Source organism: Akkermansia massiliensis (genome assembly GCF_018847375.1).
Lineage (GTDB): Bacteria > Verrucomicrobiota > Verrucomicrobiia > Verrucomicrobiales > Akkermansiaceae > Akkermansia > Akkermansia massiliensis.
In genome coordinates this window covers 2,491,169-2,507,713 of the sequence record NZ_CP072036.1, presented here as the reverse complement: position 1 = coordinate 2,507,713, position 16,545 = coordinate 2,491,169, and the positions used below count along the sequence as shown (strand labels likewise).

Annotated in this window: 12 protein-coding genes and 1 pseudogene; 5 read left to right on the top strand and 8 right to left on the bottom strand. The window is 56.8% G+C overall.

Annotation, left to right across the window (positions count from 1 at the left end; translation table 11 throughout):
- Window positions 1-2: 2 nt before the first annotated feature.
- From uxaC to J5W70_RS10455, 4 genes and pseudogenes are all read right to left on the bottom strand, one after another.
- On the bottom strand, window positions 3-1,400 hold the full coding sequence (gene uxaC / locus J5W70_RS10465) for a glucuronate isomerase (RefSeq protein ID WP_022397980.1): 1,398 nt from the start codon (window positions 1,398-1,400) through the stop codon (window positions 3-5).
- Between the two features lie 18 nt (window positions 1,401-1,418).
- Complete coding sequence (locus tag J5W70_RS12995; protein ID WP_343123163.1) at window positions 1,419-2,261, bottom strand: SDR family oxidoreductase; 843 nt, start codon at window positions 2,259-2,261, stop codon at window positions 1,419-1,421.
- A pseudogene (gene uxuA / locus J5W70_RS12990) lies at window positions 2,250-3,419 on the bottom strand (mannonate dehydratase); the annotation flags it as partial. The gene J5W70_RS12995 and the pseudogene uxuA, both read right to left, overlap by 12 nt.
- A gap of 19 nt (window positions 3,420-3,438) precedes the next feature.
- The gene (locus J5W70_RS10455; RefSeq protein ID WP_022397982.1) at window positions 3,439-4,533 is read right to left on the bottom strand and encodes a sugar kinase; all 1,095 of its coding nucleotides are present in this window, start codon (window positions 4,531-4,533) and stop codon (window positions 3,439-3,441) included.
- 481 nt (window positions 4,534-5,014) lie between these two features.
- Between J5W70_RS10455 and J5W70_RS10450 the strand changes: the two genes are divergently transcribed.
- Window positions 5,015-5,434: a hypothetical protein gene (locus J5W70_RS10450; RefSeq protein WP_022397983.1), complete on the top strand. Its 420-nt coding sequence runs from the start codon at window positions 5,015-5,017 to the stop codon at window positions 5,432-5,434.
- A 26-nt stretch (window positions 5,435-5,460) separates the two neighbouring features.
- On the opposite strand, the gene J5W70_RS10445 is transcribed toward J5W70_RS10450, so the two are convergent.
- The 3 genes from J5W70_RS10445 to J5W70_RS10435 form a co-directional block, all read right to left on the bottom strand.
- Window positions 5,461-6,837, bottom strand: a complete 1,377-nt coding sequence (locus J5W70_RS10445; protein WP_180971123.1) for an MATE family efflux transporter — start codon at window positions 6,835-6,837, stop codon at window positions 5,461-5,463.
- A gap of 141 nt (window positions 6,838-6,978) precedes the next feature.
- Window positions 6,979-8,055, bottom strand: coding sequence for an Mrp/NBP35 family ATP-binding protein (locus J5W70_RS10440; protein WP_022397985.1), 1,077 nt, complete (start codon window positions 8,053-8,055; stop codon window positions 6,979-6,981).
- Between the two features lie 250 nt (window positions 8,056-8,305).
- Window positions 8,306-8,518 carry a DNA/RNA-binding protein gene (locus J5W70_RS10435; protein ID WP_012421062.1) on the bottom strand — a complete coding sequence of 71 codons (213 nt, stop codon included), beginning with the start codon at window positions 8,516-8,518 and terminating at the stop codon, window positions 8,306-8,308.
- Between the two features lie 441 nt (window positions 8,519-8,959).
- Here J5W70_RS10435 and J5W70_RS10430 point away from each other — a divergent pair, with 441 nt between their 5' ends.
- Window positions 8,960-9,970: a hypothetical protein gene (locus tag J5W70_RS10430; RefSeq protein ID WP_180973760.1), complete on the top strand. Its 1,011-nt coding sequence runs from the start codon at window positions 8,960-8,962 to the stop codon at window positions 9,968-9,970.
- Between the two features lie 42 nt (window positions 9,971-10,012).
- Window positions 10,013-10,996, top strand: a complete 984-nt coding sequence (locus tag J5W70_RS10425; RefSeq protein WP_102742217.1) for a hypothetical protein — start codon at window positions 10,013-10,015, stop codon at window positions 10,994-10,996.
- A gap of 128 nt (window positions 10,997-11,124) precedes the next feature.
- Here the strand turns inward: J5W70_RS10425 and cimA are convergent, their stop codons facing one another.
- Window positions 11,125-12,759, bottom strand: a complete 1,635-nt coding sequence (gene cimA, locus J5W70_RS10420) for a citramalate synthase (protein WP_102736659.1) — start codon at window positions 12,757-12,759, stop codon at window positions 11,125-11,127.
- Between the two features lie 121 nt (window positions 12,760-12,880).
- Here cimA and J5W70_RS10415 point away from each other — a divergent pair, with 121 nt between their 5' ends.
- Entirely contained in the window at window positions 12,881-15,025 is a 2,145-nt protein-coding gene (locus tag J5W70_RS10415) for a M3 family metallopeptidase (protein WP_022397989.1), read from the top strand.
- 224 nt (window positions 15,026-15,249) lie between these two features.
- Complete coding sequence (locus J5W70_RS10410) at window positions 15,250-16,509, top strand: efflux RND transporter periplasmic adaptor subunit (protein WP_102722257.1); 1,260 nt, start codon at window positions 15,250-15,252, stop codon at window positions 16,507-16,509.
- Window positions 16,510-16,545 lie beyond the last annotated feature (36 nt).

Genomic DNA, 16,545 nt, shown 5'->3' with positions numbered 1-16,545 from the left:
GTTTAAAAGTTGAAATATTGTTTGGCGTTCCTGTAGGAGATGTCCGCCGCCATGGAGCCTACCATCTCCATGTCGTCCGGAACCAGGCCCTGCGCCATGTCACGCCCCAGGACGCGGCACAGGATGCGGCGGAAGTATTCATGCCGCGTATAACTCAGCAGGCTGCGGCTGTCCGTCAGCATGCCCACGAAGCGGGAGAGCATGCCGAGCTGGCTGAGGGTTTCCAGATGGCGGGTCATGCCGTCCATCTGGTCCAGGAACCACCAGGCGGCCCCGTACTGCATTTTTCCGGCCGTGACGCCGTCCTGGAAACTGCCGCAGAGCACGGCCAGGGCGGCGTTGTCCCGCGGATTGAGGTTGTACAGGATGGTGCGCGGCAATGTTCCCTGTTGAGCGGAACGGTCCAGCAGACGGCCCAGCGGGGCCATGTACGTGAAATCCGCTATGGCGTCAAAGCCCGTATCCGGCCCCAGGTCCCGCAGGGCGGCTCCGTTCGGGTTCCTGAGCGCGCCCACATGAAGCTGGCGCACCCAGTTTTTCGCGGAATCCAGCTCCGCGAAGTAGTCCATCAGGTAGTTGGAGAAACGGACCGCATCCCCGGAGGCGATGTCACCGCCCCGGAGAGCGGAGGCGAACAGGGCGGCGGCTTCCTCTCCGGACAGGCTTTCCTCGTCAAACGCTTCAAGTGAGTGGTCCGAGAGCTTGCAGCCGTGACGGGCAAAAAAGTCATGCCGGGAGGCGAGCGCTTCCCTGAAAGCGGCCAAATCACGGATTTCCATGCGGGATGCCTGTTCCAGGCGCGCCACCCACTCCCGCCACGCACTGCCCTGGTGGACGGCGCGCGCCTTGTCCGGGCGGAAGGTGGGGAGCAGTTTGACGGAATCCCCGGAAGAGGCATGCCTCCGGTGGGCGGACAGGTCGTCGCAGGGGTCGTCCGTGGTGCAGACGGTCTCCACGTTCATCCTTTTCAGGATATCCAGCGCGCCCATTCCTCCGGACTGAAGCATGGAGGAGGTTTTTTTCCAGACCTCGTCCGCCGTTTCCGGACTGAACAGAATGCCGGAAATGCCGAAGGGGCGGCGCAGTTCCAGATGCGTCCAGTGGTACAGCGGATTGCGCAGCAGGCGCGGCACCGTAGCCGCCCAGGCGTCATACTTTTCCCGGTCCAGAGCGTCTCCGGAACAGAGGCGTTCCGGAATGCCGTTCGTCCTCATGGCGCGCCATTTGTAATGGTCCCCGTCCAGCCAGAGCTGGGCGATGTTGGAGAACTGGCGGTTGTCCACAATGGCGGCGGGGTCCAGGTGGGAATGGTAGTCGATGATCGGCTGTCCTTCCGCGTACTCATGAAAAAGCGTCCTGGCCTGGGGAGTGTCCAGCAGGAAATCGTCGTTGATAAACATGGCGGCAAACGTTGGCGGTTATACTCCGGAATAGGCCAGAAAGCCCCCGTCCACGGGAATGATGATGCCCGTCACGAAGGAGGCGGAAGGAGAAACGAGGAAGCGGAGCGCCCCGCAGAGGTCCTCCGGCTCACCGAAACGGTGCATGGGAGTCTTGGCAAGCACTTTGCGGCCGCGCGGCGTGGGGGTTGCCCCGTCCTTTTCCATCATCAGGAAGCGGTTCTGCTCCGTGATGAAGAACCCGGGGGCTATCGCGTTCACGCGGACGCCCAGCGGGGCCAGATGCGTAGCGAGCCACTTGGTAAAATTGTCCACCGCGGCCTTGGCGGCTCCGTACGCGCCCACCTTGGTGAGAGGCTGGAAGGCAGCCATGGAGGAGATGTTGACGATGCACCCGCCGGAGGCGGCCAGCAGTTCCCCGAACACCTGGGAAGGCAGGATGGTGCCGATCATGTTGAGGCGGTTCACGTACTCAAAGCCCTCCATGTCCATGCCGAAGAAGCCTTGATCCGCCGGAGTGTCCGGCATGCATTGCTCCGCCGGGCTGGTTCCGCGCGGGTCATTGCCGCCCGCGCCGTTCACCAGGATGTCCAGCCTTCCCCATTCTTCCTTCACGCGGGAACAGGCCTGTTCCAGAGCGGCCTTGTCCAGCACGTCCGCAGCCAGCACCAGCGTCCGGCCCAGACCTTCCTCCGCCAGCTTCCGCTGGAGGTCTTCCAGCTTGGAGCGGGTACGGCCCAGGAGGGCCACACTGGCCCCGGCCTTCAGCAGGTCACGGGCCATCACGGAACAGAGCACGCCCGCGGCCCCGGTCACGACAGCGGTTTTTCCCGCCAGCGGACGGAAGGACTGGAGCCCCATCGCCAGGCCGCGCAGTTCCGCCAGGCCGATCACGCGGCCGCCGTAGGAATACCCGGCATAGCAGTGCTTCTCCAGGTCAATGTCCATCAGCTTCCCATGGTCCGGGCGCACCGGAATGCGCCAGTCCGGCCATCCCGCGGCCTTGCGGCGGGCTTCCTCGTCCAGCAGGCACTGCATGGCATAGGCCATGTCCGTATGGCCGCAAAGGTGGGAACCGGATTCCCGGAAGCTTTCATGATCCGCGTCAAACACCGTATTGCGGAAGTGGGCGAAATACACCCTGTCCGCAAACTCCTCCATCAGCAGGTGCGGCGCATTGGAATAAAGGCCGCCCAGGGAGCCGGTGCAGAGCGTGAAGCCGGAATGCATGGAGGGAACCTCCCGCACCAGTTGGCGCATGTCCTCCTCATCACTCATGATGCGGGGAAGGCCGAAGATGGGGCGGGGAGGGTCATCCGGATGAATGGCCATGCGGATGCCCGTTTCCTCGCACACGGGCATGATTTCATTCAGAAAGTCATACAGGTTCCGACGCAATTGCGCATCGTCAATGCCCTCGTAGCGTTTGAGCATTTCCCTGAACTGCTCCGGCGTCAGGTCATCCACCGTGCCGGGCAGGCCCAGCAGGATGGAATCCGCCAGCGCCTTGCGGGCGTCTCCGTCCATGGACTGGAAAAGTTCGCGGGCGCGCGCAACCGTTTCCGGCGCGTAATTGTCCGCTGCCCCCGCCCTCTCCAGAATAAATAGGTCAAACGCGGCCACGCGGACGGCGTCATACTTCAAAACGCTGCTGCCGTCCTCCAGCGGAAAAGCCAGGTCGGAACGCGTCCAGTCCAGCACGGGCATGAAATTGTAGCACACCACTTTCACGCCTCCTGCGGCCAGGTTGCGGAGGCTCTGCTTGTAAACCTCCAGATAATGCTTCCAGTTTCCCGAACGCGTCTTGATGTCTTCATGGACGGCAATGCTTTCCGCCACCACCCATTTCATCCCTGCTTCTTCAACCATCCGCGCGCGTTCGGCCACGGCCTCCCGCGTCCAGAGTTCCCCGCACTTCACTTCATGCAGGGCCGTCACAATGCCCGCGGCTCCGGCCTGGCGGATGTCCCTCAACGTCACAGGATCACTTGGACCGTACCATCTCCAGCTTTCAATCATGTCAGGAAGAATTAAAGGGTTAACGGTCCACGCGGGCGGTTCCGCCTTTCATCACTTTTTCCACTTCCGCCAGCGTGGCCGTGGAGGTATCCCCCGGAGTGGTCATGGCCAGCGCGCCGTGGGCACAGCCGCAGTTCACGGCGTACTGAGGCCCCTTGCCGGACAGCAGGCCGTAAATCAGGCCGGAGGCAAAGGAATCCCCGCCCCCCACGCGATCCAGGATTTCCAGGTTCGGGAAGGAAACGGAATCATAAAATTCACCGTCGTAATACAGCATGGCCGCCCAGTCGTTCAGCGTGGCCGTTCGGGCCACGCGCAGCGTAGTAGCCGCGGCCTTGAAGCCGAACTCCTTGACGGCACGGCGGATCATCCGGCGGTAGGACTCATGGTCAATGCGGGAAAAATCCTCCGTGCTCCCTTCAATGGAAAGTCCCAGGGACGCCTGGAAATCCTCTTCATTGCCGATCATCACGTCCACAAAGGGGGCGATGGCCCGGTTCACCTCCTGCGCACGGGCCTGCCCCCCGATGCTCTTCCAGAGGGAGGGGCGGTAATTCAAGTCATAGGAAACGATGCTCCCGTGCCTGCGGGCGGCCTGCACGGCTTCCTGCACCACGGCGCTGGTCGTTTCCGAAAGGCCCGCGTAAATGCCGCCTGTATGGAACCAGCGTACGCCGTCCCTGCCGAACAAGGCATCCCAATCCACCTCGCCGGGCTTCATCTGGCAGGCGGCGCTCAGGCCGCGGTCGGAACAGCCCACGGCGGCGCGCACTCCATAGCCGCGCTCCGTAAAGTTCAGACCCACGCGGCAATCGCGGCCAATGCCGTCAAACGGCTTCCAGGACACGTAATCCATGTCCAGGCCGCCCTGGAGCATGCAGTCTTCCAGCAAACGCCCTACCGGGTTGTCGCAAATGGCGGTAACGATAACGCCGCGCATCCTGAAGCAGCGCCTTAGCCCGCGGGCTACGTTGTATTCCCCTCCGCCCTCGCACACGCGGAAAGAACGGGTGGTATGGATGCGCCCTTCTCCGGGGTCCAGCCTCAGCATCACTTCACCCAGGGAGGCAATGTCCCAGCGGCATTCCTGTTCTGATTTAATAGTTAAAGACATATAAAAGCATCAAATGGTACGGTTCTGCTTAGTATAAAAGAACTGTTTTTCTCCACAAGGGAAAACGGCAGAAAAAGACCAGACATGCGGCAGAATATTGCTATTGAAAATGTTCCACCCTGCGGAAAATGTCTTTGCCGAATACCTTGGGGAATATTCTTCATCCCGTCCAACGCCTGGCAACCTTCTACGATCTCCACGTTTCCAGGCCTTCAACCTTTAAAAAATGGGAATCATTTTTTCTCTTCCATCCTCCGGCAATTCCTTCCACCCATGAATCAATGCCTTAACTAACAGTACGTTTGACGGTTTATCTTCTTTCCTATACCATCCTGCCGTGAGCCGCCATCCCCGCCCCATCCGTTCCCCGGAAGAAATTCTGTCCGCAAAGCTTCAGGCGGGAGAGGAAATCCTGTGGACGGCACATCCGGAAGAACGCCTCTGAACCTGGACCGTCGTAAAACGGCTGCTGCAAGGCTGCATGCTGCTGGCCGTGTTCATGACGGGAACAAGATGGGTATGGTCACACTCAGGCCTGGCGTTCCTGCTTCTGCTCCTGGCCTCACTTCCCGTTTCCTATATTCTCCTGATTTTCTTAATTAACTTTCTGGCGGCCCCGTGGCTGGAACGCCCGCGCAGACGGAACAGCCTTTATGCCGTGACGAACCGGAGACTGATCACCATCATCAAGCCCAACACGCTGTTCATCACGGAGACAGTCCGGACCTATCCTATCCGCAAATTGAAATACGTGCACCAGAAATTGCACAAAAACGGCACGGGCCATCTCATTCTGGGATACGGCAGGCGCAGGCAATTCATTATTGAGAACGTACCGCAACCCGGAGAGGTTGCGGACCTGCTGAAAAACAGAATCAGGAAGGGAAATCTTCCCTCCTGATTGAACACTGTTTTTTCCTCCCCTGCCTATTCTCCTTCCTGCCTCATCAGGGCGAACTCCCGTCTGGTGGTCCGCCTTACCCGCCAGAGCAGAAGCACGGCAGCCACGGACAAGCCGATGATGAACCCTATCCAGATGCCGCGCGCGCCCATAGCCGGAACAATCCAGTTGGTACGGGCCAGGATGTAGCACACCGGGAACCCGACGATCCAGTAGGAAAAGAAGGTGATGACGGTGATGGAAGCCGTGTCCCGGAAGCCTCTCAGCACCCCGACGGAGAGCACCTGGAGGCAGTCCGGAAGCTGGTAGGCCGCCGCCAGAATCAGCAGGACGGAAGCCGTGCTGACAATCATCTCCGAATCATTGTACAAGTGCACGATCTGCTCCCGGAACAGGGTGATGCCGCCAAAGGTGCACAGGCAGATGGTGAGCACCAGCACATAGGAGGACAGGACGGCGGATTTGGTGCCCGCCAGGTCCTTCCTGCCGTGGTGGTACGCCACGCGGATGGAGGCCGCCAGACCTACGGAGAGCGGAAGCATGAAGACCAGGCCGCCCACGTTCCCGGCAATCTGGTGGCTGGCCACCTGCGTTTCTCCCAGCGGGGCCAGCACCAGCGCGGCCGCGCAGAAGAGCATCACCTCGCACAACTGGGAAACGCCGATCGGCACGCCGAGCCGCATGAGGTGAGTGATGACGGAAGGCGTGGGACGCCGCCAGGAAACGATGTGCCTGCGGTACGGCCTGTGCTTGGGATTGAGGTAGACCAGCAGGAACATCAGCAGGAATTCAATGTAGAAGATGACTGCCGTGGCCGCGCCGCACCCCGCTCCGCCCATGCGGGGAAAACCGTACAGGCCGAAGACGAAGATGTAGTTCAGCGGGATATTGAGCAGCAGGCCGCACAGCCCCACGTACATGGCGGGCCGGGTCATGTTGGACCCCTCGTTCAGGCTCTTGAGGGCCACGAATCCCAGGTTGGCGGGCAGTCCCCACATAATGGCGAACATGTAGGCGGAAGCCATCTGGCACATGGCGACGTCATCGGAAATCCAGCCGAACACGTTTCTCAGCACATAAATGACCGGCATGGAAACCAGGCTGAGCATCAGCGCCAGCCACAAGCCGTGGTTGGTCATGTAACCCACGCGGCTTTCATGGCTTTTCCCCCGCATGTTGGCAATCACGGGGCCGATGATCATCAGCACGCCGCAGGCGAACAGCGCTACAGGCAGATACACGGAAGACCCCAGCGCTACGGCGGCCATGTCCGTCACTCCGGCGCGCCCGGCCACAATGGCGTCCACCGCTCCCATGCCCACAATGGAGAGGTTGACCACCAGCACCGGGAGGGCTAGCGGTATCAGTTTTTTCATCTCCTTCAAATTCCACGTCTTATTCATTTCTTTCTTTCCTTCCATGCATTCCTCCTTCAGGGAGCCGGAACATGCCGGCAAACAAGCCGGACCGGAGCGACAGGCTCCAACCCGGCTTCAAGGTTAAGGGTATCAACCGGACCGGGGCCTCCTGCCCCGTCCGGACATTCAGCGGTCAAGCACCACACGGGCGCATTGTTCAGCCACCTGGCGGAACGCGGCGGAAACCGGGTTCTGCTCAGGGTCTTCCAGAGCTACAGGACGGCCTTCGTCCCCGCCGGAGCGGGTGGCGATGTCCAGCGGAATCTTGCCGAGGAGGGGCACGCCCAGCTTGGCAGCTTCCCGCTCGCCGCCGCCTTCGCCAAAGATGTGGTAAATCTTGCCGTCGGAAGGGCATTGGAAATAACTCATGTTTTCAATCACGCCCAGAATGGGGGTTTCCACCCGTTCAAAGAGGCCGATGGCCTTGCGGGCGTCAATCAACGCGACCTCCTGCGGGGTGGTGACCACCACTACGCCATCCAGTTCAGCCGTCTGGACAATCGTGAGCTGAATGTCTCCGGTGCCGGGCGGCAGGTCCAGAATCAGGAAATCCACGTCCCCCCACGCCACGTTGCGCAGGAACTGCTGCACGTAGCGCGTCGCCAGGGGGCCGCGCACCGCCACAGGATCGGATTCGTTAATCAGCAGCCCCATGGAAAGGAGCTTCACGCCATGGGCCGTTACCGGAAGAAATTCGTCATTCTCATTGGCGCCGGGACGTTCCTTGGTGCCGAACATCAGGGACATGGAAGGGCCGTAAATGTCCAGGTCCACCAAGCCCACGGAATAGCCCAGCTTGCTCAGGGCCACCGCCAGGTTGGCGGAAACGGTGGATTTGCCCACCCCTCCCTTGCCGGAGGCCACGGCAATCACATGCCTGGCGCCGGGAACGGAGGATTTCCAGGTGGAGGGGTCATCGTTGATTCCCTTCTTGGCTTCCGGGGCCTTGTGCTCAATGTTGACGTCGCAATGCTTCACGCCGGGCAAATGCTTCATCACGCCGTGGACGCCTTCAAAAATGTAACGGGGAATATCCGCATTCTTGCTCTCAATCACCAAATCAATCGTGACGTTGTTTTCAGCGTCAATGTCGATCTTCTTCACCAGCCCGAAGGATACGATGTCGCGGCTGAAACCCGGGAATTTAACCGTGGTCAGCGCGGCCCGTATCAGCTCCGGAGTCAATTCCTGTTGTGTCGTCATGTGTCTGAAATACTAATGGTTGCCATAAACATTCCGCCCCCCGCGCCTCCGGAACGCAGCATGCGCCGGAATACAGAGATAAGGGGACGGCAAAACCGGGAAGCAAAAATACTCCCTTTTTTATTTTTGACAACGCCTAATTCAGACAAAGCAACTTTTTGCCTGCCGGATATTCACCTATCCGGATACCTGAAAAATGCGGGACAGCCACAGCCCCGCTATCGTTAAAAAGAAGAAAAAACAGGGGGATTTATTCCCCCTGCTGCTTCAGCGTTTCCCGGATATCCTGGAGAGCGGCGATGAAATCATCCAGAATTTCCGCGGGAACCATGATCCGGTCCCGGTTGGAACTCACCTTTTCCGTAATACGCACCACTTTGCCGCGCGCATTCTGTTTGAGATCAAGAAAGAACGTCTTGCGTTCCGCAATGATTTTTTCTGTGCAAATAATATCGTCCTCCACGGCTGTAATCTTCCTCCGGTTGAATGAGGCTTTCAGGATAGAGTTTCCCTCTCGGCGGGTCAATGTTTTATTTGCAAGGGCAGATACACCGAAACCTACGGGCGGGGATGGACGGAACAGCACTCCTTCCACCGTGTTTTTAGCTGCAACACTGAAATAATTAACAAACAATCTCTAAGAATCATACTTCAAGATCAACTCTAACAAATAATAAAATGGTCTCAAAAAATGAACACAACCTAGCCGCCTCATTTATGGCAAGCAACTATCAGGAAAATTTCTGAAAACTCTTTTATTCTTTCATCTGACGACGTGTTTTTGGTTCGTTATTCTTCTCATAAAAAATGTTTGACATGATTATTTCCTGCACCATTATTTTATTTCCTTTATAGTTCATGACTTATGTTGAAAATAAGAATACCTTCTCCTCTTTTGTACGGTATGATTTTTTCTTCCTGTTTTGTGTTTCAGCTTGCCGCAGATGACACCGAACCTTCAGAAAATATCATGGAAATCATCTCAGAAACGTCCAACTATTCAGCCAGGATTGCACGTAATAAAGATGCTACTGAGAAAGAAAAAGAAAAGGACAAAGAGCGCAAACGCATTGGCATTGGAGAAGAGGTAACAGTAACCCTAATCAGTAAAAAGAATGTCCTTCTGGAGCCAAAAGAGAAGATCCAATGGAAAGTAAAAAAGGGAAAAGAACTAATTATGGGAGAGTTAACCAATGAGAAGGATAAACCAGAATCAGCAACCTTCCAAATAAGCCCTTATACCAGCAAAGAGCAAATTCAACAAGCCGGTGGTCTTGTTATAGAGGTTCAAACCCAGCAGGGAATAGCTCTTCCTGAGCCAATCGAATTCGAAGTCGTTTTTCCCGAACAACTCACCGCAGAACATGAAACTCTGGGAGGCATCCTCAAAGGAGTATCTTTACCTGATTGTCCTGAAAACGGTAGTAATGTTCCAGGAGCTTCCGCTGCACTTCAAGTATCAGTTCATCCTCTTGACGTATGCTATGCTGGAGTCAGGATTATCGAAAAAGACAAAGGGTTCGAAGGTCCGGTGGGAAGCCTTGCCGAAAAACATGATGCTGACAGTAACTGTATTATTACCAAGGAAAACCGTTTCGAAAAAACTGATCATATACGAAGTAAGATATCTCGGAAAATCTTGAATGAAATCAAGTCCCTTGATGATCAAGGAAATCCCATTTACAAGCATTCCTATCCCAATGAATTCACCTGGAAATGTCTTTTCAGGACGTTCAAATCCCCAGACATGAAAGGGATTTGCGATATTGCTACTGTTTACCAACGTTTCCATATTGACAGGAAGCCAAACGATCAATTTTATATAAGAGTTAAGAAATTTCTTGTCGATCCGCAAAAAAAAGAAGAATGCTCTGTTGAACGAACGACGGGCGGTAATCATATTTTCAAACCATAATATTCTCTTGTACTTATGCATCCCATTATACATTCCCTTTCCATGATTGTGATGACGTTCCTGTTGACGGCAATCCCAAACATTCAGGCAGCAGAGTCCATCATGAAGAAATTTCATATCCCTGTTAGTGAACAAGCCCGGAAATTTAATGACGAACCTTTTTTAAAAAAACTCAAGTTACTTTTAGAACAAGGAGAATTGGAGAAATTCTATGAAACGGTAAAACCCGCCATTGACCAGCATGAATTATACACAGATCCTAAAATACTAGTTGGAGACCAGATAGATAGACAACTGCTGATTGACAGCTATGTCGTTTCAGCTCCTCTTTTTGAAATGGAGGAAAACGACCCTCTCCACGAGGGCAGCTTTTTAAAAAGCGATATTAAACTCAAGGAAAGAGTCATGGATGATCTGTACATTATTTCAAAAACAAATCTCGCACAAAACAGGCCGCCATCCCAAAAAAAGGAAACAGCTCGATTATGTTCCATCTATGCAGCAATTACGGTACGGACGCTACGCAATTATTACCGGCCCAATATAGAAGAAGAAAATCGCAACTACCAGAAAAAGCGGGAAACTGCGTGGCAAAAGGCCTTCATGGACAAATGGAGCCAATTCGTTAAGGAAGAGGAATTATACGAGAGGAATTGGAAACAGCCTGAAAGTGAGGCAGACAAAGCCAAAGATCAGGAAATGGAAGAAAAAAGAAAAGCCTATGAGAAAGCTATACGGGAAAAATACGATAAACAAAGAGATCTGGCCAATAAAATGGTGGTCAAGGAACTCAGAAATTCTTCAATTGAATGGTATTTTCACCGCCGGGAAGGAATCCTAATCAACATACTTCTTCTTAATTATCCTGAGAAATCCTCTGAAATATTTAATTACCTCAAGATGGCAGGTTATGAAGAAAAAGAAATGATGCCGTTGGTTGATCGAGCAATCGGTAGAAATAAAAAAACAGAGTTTCTATATCAAAGTAACTTAGGACGAAAATTTCTTAAAGAAAAAGAGAAGTAAACCCATAAAAAACAGTAGAGAACTACTGTCCTGCTTTTACAGTTGAGTCCAAGTACGCCTGGTTAACTCAATGAGTTAACCAGGTGTAGTGCGTTATTCCCTCTAAAAGACAACAAATTTCCGTAACATCAGCATTCCGCGCGCCATCTGGCCTGCTCCGTCTTGTAGAGCTTGTACGTGACGGCGTCCGCCAGGGCTTCCAGGCTGGCCTCAATGATATTGTAGGAGACGCCCACCGTGGTCCAGGTGGCGACGCCGTCCGAGGATTCAATGAGCACGCGCACATTGGAGCCGGTGCCGTTTTCCTCCGCCGCGTCCGGAATGTTCGTCCGGGTGGGTGAGAGCACGCGCACCTTGTAGTCAATCAGGTGCATTTGTTCCAGTTCCGGGTACCAGCGCGTCAAGGCGCGGCGCAGGGCGCGGTCCAGCGCATGCACGGGGCCGAAGCCGCCGGCGGCGGTGTGCTCCACGTTGCCGTGGACGTCCAGCTTGAGAGAGGCTTCCACCATCATGTCCGGATCCATTTCATGGCGGGAGGTAAGCACCACGGTGCGCAGGATGTTGAAGTACGGCTTCAGCGCGCTGTCCGGCATGTGCCGCAGGAAGAGCAGTTCCGCGCTGGCCGGGGCAGCCACGTAGTCATACCCCAGCGCGGCGTTTTTTTTCACGGCGGCGGAGAGCACGTCCAGAAGCGGGTCCCCTTTCTCCAGTTCAAAGCCCAAGGTACGGGACAGGGAAAGGATGTTGCTTTTGCCCCCCTGCTCCGTCATCAGCACGCGCTGGGCGTTCCCCACCAGGGAGGGGTCAATGTGCTCGTACAGGGCGGAGTCCTTCATGATGGCGCTCACATGCACGCCCCCCTTGTGGGCGAAGGCGGCGTTCCCCACAAAGGGCTGCCGCCGGAAGGGGGCCAGGTTGGACACTTCCGAAACGAAGGCGGCGGTGGATTTGAGGCGCGTCAGGGAGGCGTCACTGAGGCAGGAAAAGCCCTCCATCTTCAACTGAAGGTTGGGAATGACGGAGCACAAGTTGGCGTTTCCGCAGCGTTCCCCGATGCCGTTCACGGTGCCCTGCACCTGGACGGCCCCGCTGTTCACGGCGGCCAGGCTGTTGGCGACGGCCAGCTCGCAGTCATTGTGGGCGTGGATGCCCAGGGCGGCATGCGGAAGGCGTTCCCTGACCGTCCGGATGATGGAACCGATTTCCTCCGGCATGGTGCCTCCGTTGGTATCGCACAGGACCAGGCAGTCCGCGCCGTGCTCATGGGCGGCGCGGAGCACGGCCAGGGCGTATTCCGGGTCCCGCTTGAAGCCGTCAAAAAAGTGTTCCGCGTCAAAAAAAGCTTCTTCCAAATTCTTTTTAAGGAAGGAGATGGAGTTGCCGATGATTTCCAGATTGCGTTCCCGGGAGATGCCCAGCGCCACTTCCACATGGCGGGGGCAGGATTTCCCGAAGATGGCGGCCACCCGCGCGCCGCTGGAAACCAGGGCGTTCAGCGTGGGGTCCGTCTCCGGCGTACTGGACGGATGGTGCGTGCTGCCGAAGGCGGCCAGCTTCGCATTCCTGAGCTCCACGTCCTTCATGGCCTTGAAAAATTCCGTCTCCACCGGGTTGGCGCCGGGCCAGCCGCCCTCAATGTAGTCCATGCCCAGATAATCCAGCTGCCGGGCGATGCGGACCTTGTCCGTCGCACTCAAGTTGACGTCTTCACTCTGCGCTCCATCGCGCAGCGTGGTATCATAGAGGAAAATTTTGGTGGACATCGCCTTTGTTCATACATGCAAACGCGGTTCCGTTCAAGACCGGGGCCCGGTTTTTCCCCGGATGCAGACACGAAAAGCACAAGGCTTGAAGGGGGAGAGGGCTTCCGGTAGGATAGCCGCCATGCGGTTACCCAGGCAGTTTTTCCATCTCCTTCTCCTTTTTCTTTCCGCGGCCCTTCCCTCTCCGGCGGATTCTTCCACCCACCCTTTTCTGGACAAGAGCCGCCCCATTTGCTGGAACCGCCTGACCCCGGACAGGCTGGAACCGGACATCCGGGAAGCGATGCGCCTCACCCGGTCCGCCGTGGAAGAGATCAGCCGTCTCCAACCGGAGGAAATGACGTATGAAAACACGTTCGGCGCCCTGGAATGCAGCAATGACCTCCTCATGGAAGGCATGCGCAAGGCCTATGTCCTGAAAAGCCTGTGCGACAGCGCGGAACTGCGCAAGGCCATGGATTCGGTTGCGCCCCGCGTGTCCGCCTTCCTTTCCTCCGTCACGAAGGACCAGGCCCTGTGGAACGTCCTGAAAATCGCTGAGGAACGCCTGCGGCAGACCAATCCGGGCCCGGAACAGAAACGGTACATGGAGCTGACCATGCAGAGCTTCCGGGACAACGGGGCGGACCTGCCGCCGGACAAGCGCGCGCGGCTTGAGGTAATTGACAGGGAATTGACTCTCGCCTCACAGCGTTTCAACAATCTGTACATGGACGCGCGGAAGTCCTGGACCTGGACGGTGCGGGACGCCGCCTTTCTGGAAGGGATAGACAACAACGCTCTTCAACAGGCGCGGGAGGAGTTCCAGTCACGCAGCCCAGGCCATTCCGGCCCGGGCTGGACGTTTACGCTGGATTCCGCGGCTTCCGCCCGGGTGATGGAGAAGGCGCACCGCGAAGAATGCCGGAAGGATTTATGGGAACATCTCCAGACCGTCGCCACGGGAGCATGCGATACGGAACCCGTCATCCGGGAGATTCTTTCCCTGCGCCGTGAAAAGGCGCATTTGTGCGGGTATGGAACGTATCCGGATTACGCCCTGCGGGAGAGCATGGCGGGAAACGGGGAAAACGCCATGAAGTTCGTGAATGAGCTGCTGGACAAGGTAAAAGCCCCCTTTTTCCGTGAAATGGAAGCGCTGCGCCAACTCAAGGCCCGTCTCACGAGACAGGAAAACGCCCGTCTGAATCCCTGGGACGTGGCGTATTACACCAGCCTCCAGGCAAAGGAACAGTTCCGGCTGGACCAGGAGGAACTGCGCCGTTACTTCCCCCTTCCCCGCGTGCTGGACGGCCTGTTTTCCCTGGCGGAGCGGTTATACGGCATCCGCGTGGCGGAGGTTCCGGCAGGGGAAGGCGCAGGAGCCGTGGGGACCTGGCATCCGGACGTGCGCTTTTTCACCATTGAGGACGTCAGGGGCAACCGCCTGGGATCCTTTTACCTGGACCTCTTTTCCCGCAAAAGCAAAAGGGTCGGAGCATGGATGAACGCGCTGGACACGGGGAGCCCGGCCACGCGGGAAAACCCGGGCAAGCCCCGCCTGGGCATGGTCTGCCTGAACCTTCATCCCTCCGCAGAAGGAGCTGCGGTGCTTCTTTCACATCAGGAGACCAGGATTCTGTTCCATGAATTCGGCCATTTGCTGCACCTGATGTTCACCCGGGTTTCCATTCCCTCCCTGGCAGGGACCAGCGTGCCGCGGGATTTTGTGGAGGTTCCCTCCCAGTTCATGGAAAACTGGTGCTGGCATCCGGACGTGCTGAAAAGCTTCGCGCGCCATGAAAAAACGGGGTTCCCCATTCCGGAGGAAATGCTGCGCTCCCTGGACGCTTCCCGCGGCAATACGCCCGCCCTCGCCCTGGCCGGGCAGCTCCTGTACGCAAAAATGGACCTGGCCGTGCACACGGACCCGGAACGCTTCGCCGCCGGCCCCCTGGACGAGGTGGACGCCGCCGTAGCCGGAGACATGGATTATTTCAAGGATTTCAAACGAACCGGCAAGCTGCGCACGGCGCGCCATTTGTTTTCCTCCCCGGCGGGTTATGCCTCCTTTTACTTCGCCTACCGCTGGGCGGAAGTTCTGGACAAGGACATTTTCGAAGCTTTTGAACGGGCCGGAGGACCGGACAGGGAAACCGCCCGGAAATTCCGTAAGGCCATTCTGGAAAAGGGATATACGGTCCCGCCCATGCAGCAGTTCATGGATTTCATGGGCAGAAAACCACGCATGGACGCCATGCTCCGCAAGAGGCGGCTGGCCTCCTGAACGAAGGCGCGGATAGGATCGCCGTTCCGCCTCCGCAGAGGAGCATGGAGGAGTCAACATATTATACATTTGTTTAATTAAATTATCCCTTCAATATGCAAAGGTTACGGATATTTCACAAGAATCAGAACACATCTTTGCGTTGACTTTATGAGAAAAAGAAGCAAAATTTGCTCGCTCTGCCGCATCTTCCGGCACCAGCTTGCAACCAACCGCATCCATTTATGTACAACAAGCCTTTGACGATTGCCGCCACAACTCTGCTCCTGTGCTCTCCGGTGATGATTTTAACTTCCTGTGAAGGGAAAAAGGATTCAGCAGGCCAGATGCCGGCGCTCGTTCCCGAAGTGCAGGTGACCAAGCTGGTAACCAGGGACGTTCCCATCAGGCAGGAGTGGGTGGGCACCCTGCGCGGTACGGAAGATGCTGAAATCCGCTCCCAGGTGACGGGATACCTTCTTTCCAAGGATTACAAGGACGGCGCCTATGTGAAGAAAGGCCAAGTGCTTTTCCAGATTGATCCCCGCCCGTTCCAGGCAACGCTGGACCAGGCCCAGGGGCGCCTGGAACAGTATGAAGCCACGCTGAAGAAGTACAAGCTGGACGTGGAACGCTACACGCCGCTGGTAAAGACCGGCTCCGTCAGCCGCAAGCAGCTGGATGACGCCCTGCAGCAGGTCCAGGAAACGGAGGCTGCCATCGCCACGGCAAAGGCCCAGGTGGACGAAGCGAAAATCAATCTTAAATTCACCACCATCACGGCCCCCATTTCCGGTCTGGCGGGCCTGGCAACTCCTTCCATCGGCAACCTGCTGACGCCCTCCAGCCCCAATCCGCTGACCACCATTTCCGCCATTGACCCCATCCGCGTGGACTTCTCCGTGAGTGAACAGGACTTCCTGAACTCCATGGACAGCAACCTGGCCAAGGAGAAGCACCTCAAGTTTGACGTCATTCTGGCCAACGGCACGGAATTCCCCATGCAGGGCGAACCCGTAGCCATTGACAGAAACGTGGACGCCCAGACCGGCACGATCAACATCGTGGGCCATATTCCCAATCCGAACCTGACGCTCCGTCCCGGCATGTTCGTCCGCGTCCGCGCCACGGTGAAGACTTTGGAAAACGCCACGCTGGTTCCCCCGCGCGCCATCCTCTCCGCCCAGAGCGCCAAATTCATCATTTATCTGGATGACAAGAACGTTCCCCACATGCAGGTGGTGAACCTCGGGCCCGTGGTGGACGGCATGCAGGTGATCAACATCGTTCCCATGCCGCACTCCTCCTTCACGAAGGACAGCCCCATCGTAGTGGAAGGAATCATGCAGGCGGCCAAGCTCCAGGGACAGTCCCCCGTGAAGCCCCTGCCCTACAAGCCTGTCGTTTCCCAGCCCGTCATGCCTTCCGTAGGAGCGCAGTCCTTTGAAAAGGCCAAGACGCCCGAAGGCATGAAGCACGACGAAGCCCAGCCCGCCGCCAAATAATCCCCCCCTCTCCTGGGAAGCCCCTCTCCCCTCCCC